Raw genomic sequence first — 17797 nt, 5'->3', positions numbered from 1 at the left:
TAGCCCCGAGGTCATGAATCTTTGAAACCCTACCCTATTCATTGCGTGTCGATCGTTATCCCGGTCTACAACGAACAAGAAAGCCTGCCTGAACTGCTGCGTCGCACCACCGCCGCCTGCAAGCAACTGGCCTACGAATACGAAATCATCCTGGTGGATGACGGTAGCCGTGACAACTCCGCCCAATTGCTCGAAGACGCCGCCGCGCAAGACGGCAGCAACGTGGTGGCGGTGATCCTCAATCGCAACTACGGGCAGCACGCGGCGATCATGGCCGGTTTCGAGCAGTGCCGGGGTGAAGTGGTGATTACCCTCGATGCCGACCTGCAGAACCCTCCCGAAGAAATCCCGCGCCTGGTGGAACAGGCCGCCTTGGGCTACGACGTGGTCGCCACGGTGCGCAACAACCGCCAGGACTCGGCCTTTCGCCGCTGGCCTTCGCGCCTGATCAACCTCGCCGTGCAACGTTCCACCGGCGTGGCCATGAGCGACTACGGCTGCATGTTGCGCGCTTACCGGCGCACCATCGTCGACGCCATGCTCGCCTGCCGCGAGCGCAGCACCTTCATCCCGATCCTGGCCAACGGCTTTGCCCGTCACACCACCGAGATCCTGGTGCACCACGCCGAGCGTGAACACGGCGAATCCAAATACAGCGCCATGCGCCTGATCAGCCTGATGTTCGACCTGCTGACCTGCATGACCACCACCCCGCTGCGCCTGCTGTCCATCGTCGGCTTCAGCCTCGCGGGCCTGGGCGTGCTGTTCGCCTTCGCGCTGATCATCCTGCGCCTGGCCTTCGGTGCCCAATGGGCCGGCGATGGCATGTTCGTACTGTTCGCGGTGCTGTTCGTGTTCACCGGCGGCCAGTTCATCGGCATGGGCCTGCTGGGCGAATACCTGGGGCGCATGTACAGCGACGTGCGTGCGCGCCCCCGCTTCTTTATTGAAAAAGTGCTGCGCAACCAACCGGCAGCACCGGCACCCGTGGTCGTCGTCGACGGCCTGGTGTCTTCCCATTCCACCACTACTTTTCCTTCCGATCAGGTTTCGTCATGAATTCAAAAGCCGTTGTCTTCGCTTACCACGATATTGGCTGTGCGGGCATTGAAGCCCTGCTGACTGCCGGCTACGACATTGCCGCCGTGTTCACCCATGCCGACGACCCCAAGGAAAACAATTTCTACGCTTCCGTCGCCCAACTCTGCGCGCGCAACGGCATCCCGGTACATGCGCCGGAAGACGCCAACCACCCGCTGTGGATCGAGCGTATTGCCAAGCTGAACCCGGAATACATCTTCTCCTTTTACTACCGCAACCTGCTGAGCGAGCCGCTGCTGGCCACCGCCAGCAAAGGTGCGTTCAACCTGCACGGCTCGCTGCTGCCTAAATACCGTGGCCGCGCACCGGCCAACTGGGTGCTGGTCAACGGCGAAACCGAAACCGGCGTGACCCTGCACCGCATGGTCAAGCGCGCCGATGCAGGGGCGATCCTGGCCCAGCAAAAAGTAGTGATCGAGCGCACCGACACCGGCCTGACCCTGCACGCCAAGCTGCGTGATGCGGCCACCAGCCTGCTGCGCGACGCCCTGCCGCAACTGGCTGCGGGCAAGCTGACCGAGACTGCTCAAGACGAAAGCCAGGCCACCTACTTTGGTCGTCGCACCGCAGCCGACGGCAAGCTGGAGTGGAAAAAACCCGCTGAAGAACTGTTCAACCTGGTGCGCGCGGTGACTCAACCGTACCCAGGCGCGTTCTGCGCCGTCGGCGAGCACAAGCTCATCGTCTGGCAAGCCGAAGTGGTCAAGGGCAATGAAGGCCTGGCACCGGGCCGTGTGATCAGCGTCAACCCGCTGCGCATCGCCTGCGGCGAAGACTCTCTGGTGGTCAAGTTCGGCCAGCGCAACGACAACGGCCTGTACCTGGCCGGCCCATCACTGGCCAACGAACTGGGCCTGGTCGACGGCTCCGTGCTGCGCGGTGCCGAGTCCGGCCGCAAGCCGCGCCGGACCCGCGTGCTGATCCTCGGTGTGAACGGCTTTATCGGTAACCACCTGTCCGAGCGCCTGCTGCGTGACGACCGTTATGAAGTCTACGGCCTGGACATCGGCTCTGACGCCATCGAGCGCCTGCGCAGCCACCCGAACTTCCATTACGTCGAAGGCGACATCAGCATCCACACCGAGTGGATCGAGTACCACATCAAGAAGTGCGACGTGGTCCTGCCGCTGGTGGCCATCGCCACACCGATCGAATACACCCGCAACCCGCTGCGCGTGTTCGAGCTGGACTTCGAAGAAAACCTCAAGCTGGTGCGCTACTGCGTCAAGTACAACAAGCGCGTGATCTTCCCGTCGACCTCCGAAGTCTATGGCATGTGCCAGGACCAGTACTTCGACGAAGACACCTCCAACCTGGTGGTTGGCCCGGTCAACAAGCAGCGCTGGATCTACTCGGTCTCCAAGCAACTGCTGGACCGCGTGATCTGGGCCTACGGCGCCAAGGGCCTGAACTTCACCCTGTTCCGTCCGTTCAACTGGATGGGCCCGCGCCTGGACCGCCTGGATTCGGCGCGTATCGGCAGCTCCCGGGCGATCACCCAGCTGATCCTGAACCTGGTGGAAGGTACGCCGATCCGCCTGTTCGACGGTGGCGAGCAGAAGCGTTGCTTCACCGACATCGCCGACGGTATCGAAGCCCTGGCGCGCATCATCGATAACGACAACGATGCCTGCAACGGCCAGATCATCAACATCGGCAACCCGGAAAACGAAGCCAGCATCCGCCAGTTGGGCGAAGAGCTGCTGCGTCAGTTCGAGGCGCACCCGTTGCGCGGTAACTTCCCGCCGTTTGCTGGTTTCCGCGACGTCGAGAGCAAGGCGTTCTACGGCACCGGTTACCAGGACGTGGCGCACCGCAAGCCAAGCATCGAAAACGCCAAGCGCCTGCTGAACTGGGAGCCGACCGTGGAAATGAGCGAAACCATCGGCAACACGCTGGACTTCTTCCTGCGTGAAGCCATGCTCGAAATCGCGGACAAAAAGTAATGAAGGCAGGCTTGCGCATCGACGTCGATACCTACCGCGGCACCCGTGAAGGCGTGCCACGGTTGCTCGAATCCCTGGATGAGGCCGGGGTCAAGGCGACGTTCTTCTTCAGTGTCGGGCCGGACAACATGGGGCGCCACTTGTGGCGCCTGATCCGCCCGCAGTTCCTGTGGAAGATGCTGCGTTCCAACGCGGCCGGCCTGTACGGCTGGGACATCCTGCTGGCCGGCACCGCCTGGCCAGGCAAGCCGATCGGCCGTGACCTGGGGCACTTGATGCGCCAGGCCAAGGCGGCGGGGCATGAAGTCGGCCTGCACGCCTGGGATCACCACGGCTGGCAGGCCAACACCGGGCGTTGGAGCGATGCACAGCTGGTCGAGCAGATTCGACGCGGCGTGGAGACCTTGAGCGACATCCTCGGCGAACCCATCGACTGTTCGGCGGCCGCGGGTTGGCGTGCCGACGAGCGTGTGGTGCAGGCCAAGCAAGGTTTCAACTTCCGCTACAACAGCGATTGCCGGGGTACCAGCCTGTTTCGGCCGACATTGGCCGATGGCAGCGCGGGCACGCCACAAATTCCGGTGGACCTGCCGACCTTCGACGAAGTCGTCGGGCCGGTGGTGGCCGCCAAGGACTTCAACGGCTTCATTCTTGACCGGTTTTCCGAGTCGAAGCTCAACGTCTACACGATCCACGCAGAAGTAGAAGGGATTCTGATGGCCAACGATTTTCGCCAGTTGCTCGCCCAGGCAGGGCAGCGCGGCATCGACTTCAAACCGCTGGGCGACTTGTTGCCTGCGGACCTGACCACCCTGCCCCGGCAACACCTGGTGCGCGGCGCCTTGAGCGGCCGCGAGGGGTGGCTCGGAGTGCAGCAGGCATGATCCGGCGTTGGGCCTTGCCCCTGCTCCTGCTGGCGTTCGGTGTGTTTTACCTGTTGCCGCTGACCACCCACGGCCTGTGGATTCCGGATGAAACCCGCTATGCACAGATCAGCCAGGAAATGCTGCTGACCGGCAAGTGGGCCTCGCCGCACTTCATGGGGATCCGCTATTTCGAAAAACCGGCTGCCGGTTACTGGATGATCGCGCTGGGCCAGGCGATCTTCGGGCAGAACCTGTTTGGCGTGCGCTTCGCCTCGGCGCTGAGCACCGGCTTGAGCATCCTGCTGGTGTACCTGGTGTCGCGCCGGCTGTGGAATGACCCGCAAAAGAGCCTGGTCAGCACCGTGCTGTACATGAGTTTTGTCAGCGTGGCGGCATTGGGCGGCTATGCCAACCTCGATCCGCAGTTCACGTTCTGGGTCAACCTGACCGGCGTTGCCCTGTGGTTCTGCTTCGACAGCACCACCCGCAACGGCCGCCTGGGATCCTGGGCGCTGCTCGGTTTTGCCTGTGGCATGGGCTTTATGACCAAGGGCTTCCTGGCGTGGCTATTGCCGGTATTGATCGCCCTGCCCTACGCGATCTGGCAGAAGCGCTTTCGCGAACTGCTCGGCTACGGCCTGGTCGCCGTGGTCGTGGCCATTGTGGTGAGCCTGCCGTGGGCACTGGCCGTGCACCTGCAGGAGCCGGACTACTGGAACTTCTTCTTTTGGCACGAGCATATCCAGCGCTTTGCCGGCGACGATGCCCAGCATGCGGAACCGTTCTGGTATTACCTGCCGCTGCTGATTGCCTTCTGCCTGCCGTGGGTGGCGCTATTGCCGTCGACCCTGAAACAGGCGTGGCAGGAAAAACGCGCGGCGAAAACCGCCTTCCTGTTGCTGTGGCTGCTGATGCCGCTGGCGTTTTTCAGCCTGGCCAAGGGCAAGTTGCCCTCCTACATCATGCCGTGCCTGTTGCCGCTGGCGTTGTTGATGGGCCATTCCCTGGCCGACAAACTGGCCCAGGCCCGTGGGCGCGTGTTACGCATCAACGGCTGGCTGAACCTGGTCATCGGCGTGCTGGCCTTGCTCGCGCTGACGTGGGTCCAACTGAAAAAACCGGTGTATGAGCACGGCAGTGAAACCCTCAGCCTGGTGCTGGTGTTTATGTTCCTGTTCGGCTGGATCGTCGCCAACCTGCTGCAAGCGTCGCGCCCGCTGCGCTTGTGGGCGGCGCCGGCGATCGGCAGCTGGTTGCTGGTGGCGCTGGTCCCGGCCGCATTGCCCCATTCGGTGGTTTATAACAAGACCCCGGACCAGTTCATCATCGATCACCTCCAGGAGTTGAGCCAGACCAGCGCGTTGCTGAGCAACGACCTCGGCGCGGCCTCCGCCCTGGCATGGCGCGTCAAGCGCCCGGACGTGACCCTCTATAACACCGTCGGCGAAGTGAAATATGGCTTGGCCTTCGACGATGCGGCCCATCACAAGGTCGACACCACACAGGTCCAGCAATGGATGAGCGACGCGCGAAAACACGGCGCGGTCGGTGTGGTGATGCGCGTCAAGGGTGACGACGAACTCGCCGAAGTGGACTTGCTGCCCAAGGACGGCAAGCGCTACGAGCAAGGCAATATCGTGATCCTGGTGTTCCCGCAGGTTGCGCCATGATCACACTGCTCCTGTTATTGGCGGCCTGCCTGCTGACATGCATGGGCCAGGTCTCGCAGAAATTCGCCGTGGAAGGCTGGCGCGGCCAGCCCGACGGTTGGGCGCTGAAACTGCGCTCACCATGGTTGTGGTCGGCCCTGCTGTGCCTGGGTTTTGGTTTGCTGGTGTGGTTGCTGGTGTTGCAGCGCCTGGAAGTCGGCATCGCCTACCCGATGCTCAGCCTCAATTTTGTCCTGGTCACCCTGGTGGCACGCTGTGTATTCAACGAACCCATCGACACACGGCATTGGCTGGGTGTGGTGCTGGTGATTGCCGGTGTGGTGCTGCTGGGGCGCCAGGTATGAGTCGCGTGCGTGGGTTTGCCCTGGCCCTGGGCAGCGTTGGCCTGGTCAGCGCCGCCCAATTGGGCATGCGCTGGAGCATGACGCGCCTGCCCTTGCCCACCGAGTGGCTGACGGCGTTCAACAGCAACGCCATCGACTTCACCGCGTTGGGCGTAGTGAGCCTGGCGATCCTGGCCTACGCGCTGTCGATGCTCTGCTGGCTCGGTGCCCTCAAGCACCTGCCCCTGGGCCGCGCCTATTCGCTGCTGAGCATCAGCTACGCGCTGGTGTACCTGCTGGCCGCCAGCCTGCCGGTGTTCAACGAACATTTTTCCCTCTCGAAAACCCTGGGGGTGGCGCTTGTCATCCTTGGTGTGCTGGTTATTAACTCTCGCCGTGCTAGCGCTGCAAGCGCCAGGAATGCCCCATGAAAATCAGTGTATTTGGTAGTGGTTACGTCGGTCTGGTGCAGGCCACTGTGTTGGCCGAAGTCGGTCACGATGTCATCTGCATGGACGTCGATCAGAACAAGGTCAAGCTCCTGCAGCAAGGCCATGTGAGCATCTTCGAGCCGGGGCTGGCGGCCATGGTCAAGGAAAACCTGGAGAGCGGACGACTGCATTTCACCTTCGACGAAAAGCTTGCCGTCGAACACGGCGAAGTGCTGTTTATCGCGGTGGGTACACCGTCGGATGAAGACGGCTCGGCGGACCTCAAGTACGTGCTGTCGGTGGGCGATGCGGTGGCCCGCCACCGTATCGACCCGGTGATCCTGGTGGAGAAATCCACCGTCCCGGTGGGCACCGGGGACACCCTGCGCGCCCATATCGAAAAAGCCCTGCACCTGGCCGGCCGGCACCTGGAGTTCGATATCGTCTCCAACCCGGAATTCCTCAAGGAGGGTTCGGCCGTTTCCGACTGCCGCCGCCCGGACCGCATCATCATCGGCTGCGAGCGCGAAGAAGTGCGCGACGTGATGCGCGACCTGTACGCGCCGTTCAACCGCAACCATGACCGCATCATTTTCATGGACCTGCGCAGTGCCGAACTGACCAAATACGCCGCCAACTGCATGCTGGCCACCAAGATCAGCTTTATCAACCAGATCGCCGAGCTGGCCGAACACCTGGGCGCCGATATCGAAGCCGTGCGCCTGGGCATCGGCGCCGACTCGCGCATCGGCTACCACTTTATCTACCCCGGCTGCGGCTACGGCGGCTCGTGCTTCCCCAAGGACATGCGTGCCTTGATCCACAGCGCCAAGCAGGCCAACTGCTCCAGCGACCTGCTGGAAGCCGTGGAAGCCATCAACCAGCGCCAGAAAAGCAAGCTGTTCGAACGTATCAATGCGTTCTTCCAGGGCAACCTGCGCGGCAAGACCTTTGCCCTGTGGGGCCTGGCGTTCAAGCCCAACACCGACGACATGCGCGATGCACCCAGCCGCGTGCTGATGGAAGCCCTGTGGGCCGCCGGCGCCAATGTGCGGGCGTTCGACCCGGAAGCCATGCAGGAAACCCAGCGCATCTACGCTGACGAGGAGCGGCTGATGCTGATGGGCACGCCGGAATCCACGTTGCTCGGCGCCGATGCGCTGATCGTCTGCACCGAATGGCAGCAGTTCAAGGCGCCGGACTTCGAGCTGATCCACCAGCGCCTGAAAACCCCGGTGATCTTCGACGGCCGCAACCTGTATGACGGTGAGCGCCTTGCGCGCAAAGGCTTCCAGTATTACCCGATCGGTCGTGGCGATTCCTGCCAGTTGCCGATCCCCCAACAACAGTGGGTGCCGCAGGTCGTGGAAGCCTGATTCGTGAACAAAGCTCAACCGTCCCTGCTCAGCCCGACGATTCGTCGCCAATCCCTCGGCTTGGGATTGCTGGCGCTGCTGTTGTTCATCGCCGGCAGTTGGCACCAGGCGATTATCGGTTTCGACTCACGCTTCGTGGTATTTGCCCAGGAGATGCTGCGCCATGGGCCGGGTTTTTTTCCCACCACCTACGGGCAGCCGTATGCCGATTACCTGGCCACCTCGACGCTGATGACCTGGCTGTTGTCCCTGCCCCTGGGCCAGGTCACCAGCCTCACGGCCTGGCTGCCCACGTCGATTGCCTCGGCAGTGATCGTCATCCTGGTGTATCGCCTGACGGCGCCCTACTCCCAGCGTTGGGGGCTGCTGAGCATCGCGCTGTTGTTGCTGAGCAGTACCTTCATCAGTGAAACCCGTGCGGTATCCCTCGACCAGATGCTCGCCGCCATCGCCCTGGCGGTGTTCTACCTCGGTTATGCCCATGATCATTTCGGTGCGGGCAGACGCCTGTACTGGCTGTACCTGCTGCTGATCCTCGGCTTTGCGATTCGCGGGCCGATCGGGCTGGTCATTCCCACGGGTGTGCTGTGCAGCTACTACCTGATCAACCGGCAATGGCGCCAACTGTTCAGTTTTGGCCTGCTGGCCCTGGCGCTGCTGGCGGCCTGTGTCGGCCTGCTGTTGCTGATGGCCAAGCTCAGTGGCGGCGAGAGCTTCATGCAGGATGTGATCCGCATGCAGTTCCTGGGGCGCATGGACGGCAGTGAAGGCTCCAGTGGCGCGTTGTATTACTTCACCAGCTCGCTGGGCAACTACGCCCTCGCCTATCCCGTGGCGCTGCTGGTGCTGCTGGCGCTTGCGTTCGGTGGGCGCCGCGTGCCGACGCCGGCGTTGCAACTGGTGCTGTACTGCGCCGCCGCAGGCTTGCTGGTGATGTTGGGCCTGTCGATTCCCCAGGCAAAGAAGGCTCGCTATGTGCTGCCGATGTTGCCGATGGCAGCGATCATTGCGGCGTACCCGTTCCAGGTCACTGAGGGGCGGCTGTTTGCATGGCTACGCGGGCTGATGCTGGGTCTATGGACACTGCTGCCAGGCCTGCTGATCGTCGGGCTGGTATTCGCGAGGCCACGCTATCCGCAGCAGTTGAGCCAGCTGGGGCCGGTGTTCGCCGTTCTCGGCGTGTTGCAAGCCTTGGCATTGCTGGCGTTGTTCAGGGCTCGCCTACGGCCGCTGGGTCCGGCGCTTGCCGCCGTGCTTGCGGTTTGGGCAACCTATATTGCCGTGGTCGAACCGCTCGAACGCAGCGTCTACGACACCCGCACCTTTACCCTGCAAGTGCATGAGCAGGTCAAGCAACAGCGCGCCCCCGTGGTATTGCACGGCTTGGGCAAAGACGCCAAGGCGATCAAATACATGGTCAACCTCGACTGCGACCAGGTGCCGTTGTTTACCCAACAAGCTTCTGACCTGGCACCGCTGCAAGGGCCGGCGTGGCTGGTGATGAGCCAGGCGGATTTCGAAGGGCTCGAAGACCCGCGCTTTGCCTCTATCACGCCTACGTTGAGCGGTGAGTTCGACCGAACTCCCTATGTGCTGCTGCACCTGGCTAAACCTGTCCAACCTTGAGTTGCGTCTGAACCCCAACTGTAAACTCGATGGCCACATGCGGTAGCTATCTACCGCTCCGCCACGCCTTGATAAACTCATTATTTTTGTATTTAACCCTCATTAATATGCATTGGCGCTGCCCTGCCGGGCGCGGCACACTGCGCGGGTTCCTCCCCCAAATGCAGGAACTTTCAAAGGGCTTTTCCGGGCAACCAGACAAGCCTTTTTTTTGCCCGCCGTTTATGGATTTCCTTTCAATGCGCTCTCGCTGGTTTCCCGCTGCTATCAACACCCGCCCCACCGAATGGAGCCGTGCCGCGATTGGCATGGCCTTGGGTACATTCTTCAGTGTGTGGCTCTGTGCCCAGGTTTTTGGCATGGAGGTGGCCCTGCACCTGCTCGGCCCGCTGGGGGCTTCGGCGGTGTTGTTGTTTGCGGTCTCATCCGGGGCGCTGGCACAACCCTGGTCGATCATCGGCAGCTACCTGTGCGCCGGTGTCGTGGCATTGCTGGTGGCCCGCGTCCTTGGGCGCACCCTGGGCGGTGCCTGCCTGGCGGCCGGCATGGCCGTGGTGCTGATGTGCTGGCTGCGGTGCCTGCACCCGCCCGCCGGTGGGCTGGCCATGAGCCTGGTCCTGGCCGACCCTGCCTCCGCCGCCCTGGGCTGGCACGAATTGGGGGCCGTATTACTCGGCGCCGGCGCCTTGCTGGCCTGCGCATTGGCCTACAATAATGCGACGCGAACGCGCTACCCCAAGGGTGCTGTCGAGACGTCGACGACTGTCCTGCCTGACCCCAGGGCCGCCCGCGACCCCGCTATCACGGCCGCCGACTTGAAGCTGGCGCTGGCGGACATGGAGCAATTCTACGACGTGGCCCCGACGGAGCTGGAGCAATTGATCCATGCTGCAGAAACCCACGCTCGGCGCCGCAGCATCGGTGAAGTACTGGCAACCCGCGTGACCTGAACCCGCGCCCGCCACCCTGCATAAATGCAAAAACGACCTGCATGATTTCGGGTTGTACTGTGCAAATTTGCACTGGTACGATCACGGGAGTGTTTGCGCACGACCATCTTGATAAAGAACAATAAAAGCAGGGAGTTACAGATGACTGCTCAGGTTTCAAGCGAAGCAAGCAGCGCCGAGAGGCGTCAGGACGACGTACTGGCCGAAGTACGCAACCATATCGGTCACCTCACCCTCAATCGCCCCGCCGGCTTGAATGCCATCACCCTGGACATGGTCCGCAGCCTGGCGCAACAGCTGCACGCCTGGTCAGACGACCCGCAGGTGCATGCCGTAGTCCTGCGCGGTGCGGGCGAAAAGGCATTTTGTGCCGGCGGCGATATCCGCTCCCTGTATGACAGTTTCAAACGCGGCGACACCCTGCACGAAGACTTCTTCGTCGAGGAATACGCGCTGGACCTGGCCATCCACCATTACCGCAAACCCGTACTGGCCCTGATGGACGGGTTTGTCCTGGGCGGCGGCATGGGCCTGGTGCAGGGTGCTGATTTGCGCGTCGTCACCGAGCGCAGCCGCCTGGCGATGCCGGAGGTGGCGATCGGTTACTTCCCGGACGTCGGTGGCAGCTACTTCCTGCCGCGCATTCCCGGCGAGCTGGGCATTTACCTCGGCGTGACCGGCGTGCAGGTTCGCGCGGCAGACGCCCTGTATTGCGGGTTGGCCAACTGGTACCTGGACAGCGCCAAGCTGGCCAGCCTCGACCAGAAACTCGACAGCCTGCAATGGCATGAATCGCCGCTCAAAGACCTGCAAGGCGTGCTGGCCAAGCTGGCGGTGCAGCGCCTGCCCGACCCGCCGCTGGCCGCATTGCGCCCCGCGATCGACCACTTCTTCGGCCTGCCGGACATTCCGAGCATCGTCGAGCAACTTCAGGAGGTCACTGTCGCCGACAGCCATGAGTGGGCACTGAACACCGTCCACCTGATGCAAACCCGCTCGCCCCTGGCCATGGCCGTGACCCTGGAAATGCTGCGACGCGGCCGGCGCCTGCCGTTGGAGCAGTGCTTTGCCCTGGAGCTGCACCTTGACCGCCAATGGTTCGAACGCGGCGACCTGATCGAAGGGGTCCGTGCGCTGATCATCGACAAGGACAAGAACCCTCGCTGGAACCCGCCGACGCTCCATGGACTGAACAAAAGCCACGTCGACAGCTTCTTCCATCACTTCGAGCAGGTTGCGAAATAAGCCATGCAAGACATTGAATACACTGAAGAACAGGTAATGATCCGTGACATGGCGCGCGACTTCGCCCGTGGTGAAATCGCTCCCCATGCCCAAGCCTGGGAAAAAGCCGGCTGGATCGACGACGCCCTGGTGGCGAAGATGGGTGAACTGGGCCTGTTGGGCATGGTAGTGCCGGAAGAATGGGGCGGCACCTATGTCGACTACGTGGCGTATGCCCTGGCCGTGGAAGAGATCTCGGCCGGCGATGGCGCCACCGGCGCACTGATGAGTATCCATAATTCAGTGGGTTGCGGGCCAATCCTCAACTACGGCACCGATGCCCAGAAACACACCTGGCTGGCCGACCTTGCCAGTGGCCAGGCGATTGGCTGCTTCTGCCTGACCGAACCCCAGGCCGGCTCCGAGGCCCACAACCTGCGCACCCGCGCCGAATTGCGCGATGGCCAGTGGGTGATCAATGGCGCCAAGCAGTTCGTCAGCAACGGCAAGCGCGCCAAGCTGGCGATTGTATTTGCCGTGACCGACCCGGACCTGGGCAAGAAGGGCATTTCCGCGTTCCTGGTACCCACCGACACCCCGGGGTTTGTGGTCGACCGTACCGAACACAAGATGGGTATTCGTGCCTCGGACACCTGCGCCGTGACCCTCAACCACTGCAGCGTGCCCGAGGCCAACCTGCTCGGCGAGCGCGGCAAAGGCCTGGCCATCGCCCTGTCCAACCTCGAAGGCGGCCGCATCGGCATTGCCGCCCAAGCCCTGGGCATCGCCCGTGCGGCCTTCGAGGCGGCGCTGACCTATGCCCGCGACCGGGTGCAATTCGACAAGGCGATCATCGAACACCAAAGCGTGGCCAACCTGCTGGCAGACATGCAAACCCGCCTGAACGCTGCCCGTTTACTGATCCTGCACGCGGCGCGCCTGCGCAGCGCTGGCAAGCCGTGCCTCTCGGAAGCGTCCCAGGCCAAGCTGTTCGCCTCGGAAATGGCCGAGAAAGTCTGCTCCAGCGCAATGCAGATTCATGGCGGCTATGGATATTTGGAGGATTACCCGGTGGAGCGTTACTACCGGGACGCGCGGATCACGCAGATTTACGAAGGGACCAGCGAGATACAGCGGATGGTCATTGCCCGGGAACTCAAAAACTACCAGCTGTAGGAGCTGCAAGTCTTAAGCTGCAAGCTTCAAGTAAAAGCGCATTGGCGATTACTTGCAGCTTGCAGCTATACAGCTGGCAACGGCTACTTATCCTTGAACTCAGGCGCACGCTTGGCCACAAACGCCGCCATGCCTTCCTTCTGATCCTGCGTGGCGAACGCGGCATGGAACACCCGGCGCTCAAAGCGCACGCCTTCCGACAGGCTCACTTCAAACGCACGGTTCACACTTTCCTTGACCATCATGCTGATCGGCACCGATTTGCCGGCAATCAGCGTGGCGACCTTCAGCGCCTCGTCGAGCAGTTCATCGGCGGGCACGATGCGCGCGACAATCCCGCAGCGCTCGGCTTCCACCGCATCGATAAACCGTCCGGTCAGGCACATTTCCATGGCCTTGGCCTTACCCACCGCGCGGGTCAGGCGCTGGGTGCCGCCCATGCCCGGCAGCACGCCGAGGTTGATTTCCGGCTGACCGAACTTGGCGCCGTCACCGGCCAGGATAAAGTCGCACATCAGCGCCAGTTCGCAGCCACCGCCGAGGGCGAAGCCGTTGACCGCGGCGATGATCGGCTTGCGACGGTTGGCGACGCGGTCGCTGTCACTGAACAGGTCGTCGAGGTAGATCTGCGGGTAGGTCAGCTCGGCCATTTCCTTGATGTCGGCGCCGGCGGCGAAGGCTTTTTTCGAGCCGGCCAGCACGATGCAGCCGATTTCCGGGTTGGCCTCCAGGCCATCCAGCGCCTGGTTCAACTCGCTGACCAACTGCGCATTCAGGGCGTTCAGGGCTTGGGGACGATTGAGGGTAATCAACCCGACGCGGCCCTGGACTTCGAGCAAAATGGTGTCGTAACTCATGTATCGGCTCCTTAGAGATTGCGTGAGATGACCATGCGTTGAATATCGCTGGTGCCTTCGTAAATCTGGCAGACCCGCACATCGCGGTAGATCCGCTCCAGGGGAAAGTCGCTCAGGTAACCGTAACCGCCGAGGGTTTGCAAGGCGGCGGAACAGACTTTCTCAGCCATTTCCGAGGCGAACAGCTTGGCCATGGAAGCTTCGACCAACGCCGGCTTGCCGCTGTCCCGCAGGGCGGCGGCGTAGTGCACCATCTGCCGTGCCACGGCGATTTGCGTGGCCATGTCCGCCAGGCGAAAGGCCACGGCCTGATGCTCAATGATCGGTTTGCCGAAGCTTTCACGCTCTCGGGCGTAGTCGCGTGCAGCCTCGAAAGCGGCGCGGGCCATGCCCACCGATTGCGAGGCGATGCCGACGCGACCGCCTTCAAGGTTGGCCAGGGCGATCCTGTAGCCCTCGCCCTCCTCCCCAAGACGGTTGGCCACTGGCACCTTTACATCCTCGAACAGGATCTGGCAGGTATCGGAGGCATGCTGGCCGAGCTTGTCCTCGACCCGCGCCACGCTGTAGCCCGGCGAATCGGTGGGCACGATAAACGCGCTGATGCCACGCTTGCCCGCTGCCGGGGCGGTCACCGCGAACACAATCACCACCCCGGCATTCTGGCCGGAGGTGATGAACTGTTTGCAGCCATTGAGCACGTAATGATCGCCTTCACGCCGTGCACGGGTTTTCAGGCCACTGGCATCCGAACCGGCTTGTGGCTCAGTCAGGGCGAAAGCACCGAGCATGGCGCCGCTGGCCAGGGGCTTGAGGAATTGCTCTTTCTGCTGATCGTTGCCGAAGTTCAGGATCGGCACGCAGCCCACCGAGTTGTGCACACTCATGATGGTGGAGCAGGCGCCGTCACCGGCGGCGATTTCTTCCAGGGCCATGGCGTAGGCCAGGTAACCCGTGTCGCACCCGCCCCACTGTTCGGGCACCAGCATGCCGAAAAAGCCCAGTTCGGCCATTTCGCCGATGGCTTCCTTGGGAAAGCGATGTTCGCGGTCCCACTCGGCGGCAAACGGTTTAAGCCGCTCCTGGGCAAATTGCCGGGCGGCGTCGCTGATCTGCAGTTGTTCGTCATTGGGCAGCATTGGGCTCAGTCCTTAATACAGGCATTCGACGGCCATGGCCGTGGCTTCACCGCCGCCGATACAAATGGCCGCGACGCCCCGCTTGAGGCCTTTCTGGCGCAGGGCCGAGAGCAGGGTGACCAGGATCCGCGCGCCGGACGCGCCAATCGGGTGGCCCAGGGCGCAGGCACCGCCGTGGACATTGACCTTGGCGTGGGGGATTTCCAGCTTGCTCATGGTCACCAGGCTGACCACGGCAAAGGCTTCGTTGATTTCAAACAGATCGACGTCGTCGAGGCTCCAGCCGGTCTTGCTCATCAGCTTGCGAATCGCGCCCACCGGCGCCACCGGAAACAACCCCGGTTCATCGGCAAACGCTGCGTGCCCATGGATCACCGCCAACGGTTTGAGCCCCCGCTGTTGTGCCTCGGACTCGCGCATCAGCAGCAATGCGGCCGCGCCGTCGGAAATCGAGCTGGAATTGGCCGCCGTCACCGTGCCGCCTTCGCGGAACGCCGGTTTGAGGCCGGGAATTTTTTCCGGCCTGGCCTTGGGCGGTTGTTCGTCATGCAGGATGGTTTTCTGCTCTTTGCCGACGGTGACCTGTACCGGGACAATTTCGGCGGCGAAGCTGCCATGGGTGATTGCCTCCTGCGCACGGGTCAGCGACGCGATGGCAAACGCATCCTGCGCCTCACGGCTGAAGCCGTTGAGCTGCGCGCACTCCTCGGCAAAGGTGCCCATCAGGCGGCCTTTTTCATACGCATCTTCCAGGCCGTCGAGGAACATGTGGTCGATGACCCGCCCGTGCCCCATGCGATAGCCGCTGCGGGCGCGGTCCAGCAGGTAGGGCGCGTTGGACATGCTTTCCATGCCGCCGGCGATCACCACGTCGACGCTGCCGGCCAGCAGCGAATCATGGGCGAGGATCGCCGCTTCCATGCCCGAGCCGCACATCTTGTTGAGGGTGGTGCAACGCGTGGACTTATCCAACCCGGCGCCCAAGGCGGCTTGACGCGCGGGCGCCTGGCCCAGGCCGGCGGGCAGCACGCACCCAAACAACACCTCATCCACGGCGTCGGCGGCGATGCCTGCACGCTCGATCGCCGCACGGATGGCGGCAGAGCCCAGTTGCGGCGCAGTCAGGCCCTTGAGGTCGCCCTGGAACCCGCCCATGGGCGTGCGCACGGCGCTGACAATCACGATGGGATCATTCATGGCTCATCCTCCTTACTTGGCCGCCATGCGCAAGGCGCCGTCGAGACGGATCACCTCGCCATTGAGCATGCTGTTTTCAATGATGTGCCGCACCAGCGCGGCGTATTCGGCAGGCTTGCCCAGGCGCGGCGGAAACGGCACGCCGGCGGCCAGGGAGTCGCGTACTTCCGGGGTCATGCCGGCCATCATCGGGGTTTCGAAAATGCCCGGGGCGATGGTCATCACGCGAATGCCGAAGCGCGCAAGCTCCCGTGCGGCGGGCAAGGTCAGGCTGGCTATCGCGCCTTTGGACGCCGCATAAGCGGCCTGCCCGATCTGCCCGTCGAACGCAGCCACCGACGCGGTATTGATGATCACCCCGCGCTCGCCGTCGGCGTTCGCTTCCGTTTCGGCGATGGCCGCTGCCGCCAGGCGCAGCAGGTTAAAGCTGCCTATCAGGTTGACGTTGATCACCTGGGCAAAGCTGGCCAGCCCGTGGGGGCCAGTCTTGCCGAGGATCTTTTCACCGCGCACCACCCCCGCGCAGTTGACCAAGCCATGCAAACCGCCAAACGCCGCGACGGTTGCCTGCACGGCGGCTTCGGCAGCCGCTTCCTGGCTGATATCCGCCACGGCGCTGCGGGCGTTGTCGCCGAGCTGCCTGGCCTTGGCCGCCACGGCGTCGGCATTCAAGTCCACCAGCATGACCTTGGCGCCGGCCGCGACCAGCATATCTGCGGTGGCCGCACCGAGGCCGGAAGCGCCGCCGCTGACCAGAAAAACCTTGTTCTCAATCTGCATTATTGTTTCCTTGAACGGTCGAGATCGTCGAAATAGTCGCTCTGCAACGCCACGGCAGCAATGGTCAAAGCCTTCAACATGGCTGACTGGTTTGGCCAATCATCGACCGCGCTGATCGTCCGGTCAGCCCAAGCGATTGGACGTGCGTCGTGCAAGCTCCTAACCTGAGGGCCTGCGCCACCGAAGAAGTCCTCCCCGCGATGATCGTACGTCCCAAACCGAACCTGCTGGGCATCCTGTTTTCCCTAAAGGGCTCGATTGCCAAGCGCATCGCCCTGCGCAGCCTGCTGGTCACGCTGCTGGCGTCGGTGATCGTGCTGGTGGAAACCCTGCACCCGGCCTATTTCTCCAAGGTCAACGCCACGCCCTTTACATTGCTCGGGCTGTCGCTGTCGATCTTCATGAGTTTTCGCAATAACGCCTGCTATGACCGCTGGTGGGAAGGCCGCAAGCAACTGGGGCAGATGATCATCGAGGTGCGCTCGCTGATTCGCGAGACCCAGGTGCTCACTGATCCGGCGGAGCGTAGGCGCCTGCTGCGGGGCCTGGGCGGCTTCGCCCACGGGCTGGTCGCGCGCTTGCGCCACGAAGACGAAGCCCGGGCGATCCAGCCCTGGGCGAGCGTGGAAGCGAGTCATCCCAACCTGCCTGACCGGGTGCTGCAACAGATTGGCGCGGGATTTTCCGCCCTGGCCGAGCAAGGCGCCCTCAGCGAATGGCGTTACACCCAGTTGGAAACCCGTCTGGTCAGCCTCAGCCAGGTACAGGCCGCGTGCGAGCGAATCAAAAGCACGCCGCTGCCCTTCCCCTACACCTTGCTGCTGCACCGCACCATTTACCTGTTCTGCATCCTCTTGCCGTTCGCCATGGCCGAACCCCTGGGCTGGCTGACGCCGGTGTTTACCGCCATTGTCAGCTACACCTTCTTCGGCCTCGATGAGATCGGCGACGACCTGGAAGACCCTTTCGGCTTTGACGAAAACGACCTGCCCTGCAATGCGATCCTGCGCACCCTGGAGCGTGAGCTGCTCGCCGCCCTCGGCGAAACCGACCTGCCGCCGGCCCTGGAGCCAGTGGAATACGTGCTGACCTGACGCGGGTTTGACACCTGCCGTGGTCTGGCCGAAGCTTGCGG

Annotated in this window: 17 protein-coding genes; 12 read left to right on the top strand and 5 right to left on the bottom strand. The window is 62.8% G+C overall.

All coding sequences use genetic code 11. The features are described 5' to 3' along the window. Positions 1-21 precede the first annotated feature (21 nt). The 11 genes from arnC (at position 22) to PspCFBP13509_RS15935 (ending at position 12689) form a co-directional block, all read left to right on the top strand. Positions 22-1059, top strand: a complete 1038-nt coding sequence (arnC, locus tag PspCFBP13509_RS15985; protein ID WP_065927534.1) for an undecaprenyl-phosphate 4-deoxy-4-formamido-L-arabinose transferase — start codon at positions 22-24, stop codon at positions 1057-1059. Next, positions 1056-3047: a bifunctional UDP-4-amino-4-deoxy-L-arabinose formyltransferase/UDP-glucuronic acid oxidase ArnA gene (gene arnA / locus PspCFBP13509_RS15980; RefSeq protein ID WP_092484314.1), complete on the top strand. Its 1992-nt coding sequence runs from the start codon at positions 1056-1058 to the stop codon at positions 3045-3047. Before arnC ends, arnA begins: the two co-directional genes overlap by 4 nt. Next, positions 3047-3931, top strand: a complete 885-nt coding sequence (gene arnD / locus PspCFBP13509_RS15975) for a 4-deoxy-4-formamido-L-arabinose-phosphoundecaprenol deformylase (protein WP_137212315.1) — start codon at positions 3047-3049, stop codon at positions 3929-3931. Before arnA ends, arnD begins: the two co-directional genes overlap by 1 nt. Further along, positions 3928-5583, top strand: a complete 1656-nt coding sequence (gene arnT / locus PspCFBP13509_RS15970; RefSeq protein ID WP_137212314.1) for a lipid IV(A) 4-amino-4-deoxy-L-arabinosyltransferase — start codon at positions 3928-3930, stop codon at positions 5581-5583. Before arnD ends, arnT begins: the two co-directional genes overlap by 4 nt. Further along, a complete protein-coding gene (gene arnE / locus PspCFBP13509_RS15965; protein ID WP_065927530.1) occupies positions 5580-5927 on the top strand; it encodes a 4-amino-4-deoxy-L-arabinose-phosphoundecaprenol flippase subunit ArnE in 348 nt (115 codons plus the stop codon). The genes arnT and arnE overlap by 4 nt, the downstream gene beginning before the upstream one ends. Further along, complete coding sequence (gene arnF / locus PspCFBP13509_RS15960; RefSeq protein WP_065927529.1) at positions 5924-6337, top strand: 4-amino-4-deoxy-L-arabinose-phosphoundecaprenol flippase subunit ArnF; 414 nt, start codon at positions 5924-5926, stop codon at positions 6335-6337. Before arnE ends, arnF begins: the two co-directional genes overlap by 4 nt. Further along, entirely contained in the window at positions 6334-7713 is a 1380-nt protein-coding gene (locus tag PspCFBP13509_RS15955; protein WP_065946990.1) for a UDP-glucose dehydrogenase family protein, read from the top strand. Before arnF ends, PspCFBP13509_RS15955 begins: the two co-directional genes overlap by 4 nt. 3 nt (positions 7714-7716) lie before the next feature. Beyond that, positions 7717-9339, top strand: coding sequence for an ArnT family glycosyltransferase (locus PspCFBP13509_RS15950; RefSeq protein WP_137212313.1), 1623 nt, complete (start codon positions 7717-7719; stop codon positions 9337-9339). 239 nt (positions 9340-9578) lie between these two features. Next, positions 9579-10289, top strand: coding sequence for an HPP family protein (locus tag PspCFBP13509_RS15945; protein ID WP_065927526.1), 711 nt, complete (start codon positions 9579-9581; stop codon positions 10287-10289). Positions 10290-10430: 141 nt separating this feature from the next. Next, a complete protein-coding gene (locus PspCFBP13509_RS15940; RefSeq protein ID WP_065927525.1) occupies positions 10431-11534 on the top strand; it encodes an enoyl-CoA hydratase/isomerase family protein in 1104 nt (367 codons plus the stop codon). Between the two features lie 3 nt (positions 11535-11537). Beyond that, entirely contained in the window at positions 11538-12689 is a 1152-nt protein-coding gene (locus PspCFBP13509_RS15935; protein ID WP_065946988.1) for an acyl-CoA dehydrogenase family protein, read from the top strand. An 83-nt stretch (positions 12690-12772) separates the two neighbouring features. On the opposite strand, the gene PspCFBP13509_RS15930 is transcribed toward PspCFBP13509_RS15935, so the two are convergent. The 5 genes from PspCFBP13509_RS15930 to PspCFBP13509_RS31360 are packed head-to-tail and all read right to left on the bottom strand — an operon-like array spanning position 12773 to position 16817. Continuing rightward, the gene (locus tag PspCFBP13509_RS15930; RefSeq protein ID WP_065927523.1) at positions 12773-13546 is read right to left on the bottom strand and encodes an enoyl-CoA hydratase; all 774 of its coding nucleotides are present in this window, start codon (positions 13544-13546) and stop codon (positions 12773-12775) included. An 11-nt stretch (positions 13547-13557) separates the two neighbouring features. Then, entirely contained in the window at positions 13558-14685 is a 1128-nt protein-coding gene (locus PspCFBP13509_RS15925; protein WP_137212312.1) for an acyl-CoA dehydrogenase, read from the bottom strand. A 12-nt stretch (positions 14686-14697) separates the two neighbouring features. Continuing rightward, complete coding sequence (locus tag PspCFBP13509_RS15920; protein WP_137212311.1) at positions 14698-15882, bottom strand: acetyl-CoA C-acyltransferase; 1185 nt, start codon at positions 15880-15882, stop codon at positions 14698-14700. A 12-nt stretch (positions 15883-15894) separates the two neighbouring features. Then, positions 15895-16662: an SDR family NAD(P)-dependent oxidoreductase gene (locus PspCFBP13509_RS15915; RefSeq protein ID WP_065946985.1), complete on the bottom strand. Its 768-nt coding sequence runs from the start codon at positions 16660-16662 to the stop codon at positions 15895-15897. Next, positions 16662-16817, bottom strand: coding sequence for a hypothetical protein (locus tag PspCFBP13509_RS31360; RefSeq protein ID WP_159440246.1), 156 nt, complete (start codon positions 16815-16817; stop codon positions 16662-16664). Before PspCFBP13509_RS31360 ends, PspCFBP13509_RS15915 begins: the two co-directional genes overlap by 1 nt. 45 nt (positions 16818-16862) lie before the next feature. Between PspCFBP13509_RS31360 and PspCFBP13509_RS15910 the strand changes: the two genes are divergently transcribed. Continuing rightward, positions 16863-17756 (top strand): bestrophin family protein, encoded by an 894-nt coding sequence (locus tag PspCFBP13509_RS15910; RefSeq protein WP_065946984.1) that lies wholly within the window; start codon positions 16863-16865, stop codon positions 17754-17756. Positions 17757-17797 lie beyond the last annotated feature (41 nt).

The organism is Pseudomonas sp. CFBP13509, from assembly GCF_005233485.1.
Lineage (GTDB): Bacteria > Pseudomonadota > Gammaproteobacteria > Pseudomonadales > Pseudomonadaceae > Aquipseudomonas > Aquipseudomonas marginalis.
Note: the sequence above shows the minus strand (reverse complement) of the source record. Positions and strands in the feature narration are given on the sequence as shown.

Coding starts and splice junctions, on each gene's coding strand:
- arnA (WP_092484314.1), top strand. CDS start 1,056: ATGAATTCAAAAGCCGTTGTCTTCGCTTACCACGATATTGGCTGTGCG.
- arnD (WP_137212315.1), top strand. CDS start 3,047: ATGAAGGCAGGCTTGCGCATCGACGTCGATACCTACCGCGGCACCCGT.
- arnT (WP_137212314.1), top strand. CDS start 3,928: ATGATCCGGCGTTGGGCCTTGCCCCTGCTCCTGCTGGCGTTCGGTGTG.
- arnE (WP_065927530.1), top strand. CDS start 5,580: ATGATCACACTGCTCCTGTTATTGGCGGCCTGCCTGCTGACATGCATG.
- arnF (WP_065927529.1), top strand. CDS start 5,924: ATGAGTCGCGTGCGTGGGTTTGCCCTGGCCCTGGGCAGCGTTGGCCTG.
- PspCFBP13509_RS15955 (WP_065946990.1), top strand. CDS start 6,334: ATGAAAATCAGTGTATTTGGTAGTGGTTACGTCGGTCTGGTGCAGGCC.
- PspCFBP13509_RS15945 (WP_065927526.1), top strand. CDS start 9,579: ATGCGCTCTCGCTGGTTTCCCGCTGCTATCAACACCCGCCCCACCGAA.
- PspCFBP13509_RS15940 (WP_065927525.1), top strand. CDS start 10,431: ATGACTGCTCAGGTTTCAAGCGAAGCAAGCAGCGCCGAGAGGCGTCAG.
- PspCFBP13509_RS15935 (WP_065946988.1), top strand. CDS start 11,538: ATGCAAGACATTGAATACACTGAAGAACAGGTAATGATCCGTGACATG.
- PspCFBP13509_RS15930 (WP_065927523.1), bottom strand. CDS start 13,546: ATGAGTTACGACACCATTTTGCTCGAAGTCCAGGGCCGCGTCGGGTTG.
- PspCFBP13509_RS15925 (WP_137212312.1), bottom strand. CDS start 14,685: ATGCTGCCCAATGACGAACAACTGCAGATCAGCGACGCCGCCCGGCAA.
- PspCFBP13509_RS15920 (WP_137212311.1), bottom strand. CDS start 15,882: ATGAATGATCCCATCGTGATTGTCAGCGCCGTGCGCACGCCCATGGGC.
- PspCFBP13509_RS15915 (WP_065946985.1), bottom strand. CDS start 16,662: ATGCAGATTGAGAACAAGGTTTTTCTGGTCAGCGGCGGCGCTTCCGGC.
- PspCFBP13509_RS15910 (WP_065946984.1), top strand. CDS start 16,863: ATGATCGTACGTCCCAAACCGAACCTGCTGGGCATCCTGTTTTCCCTA.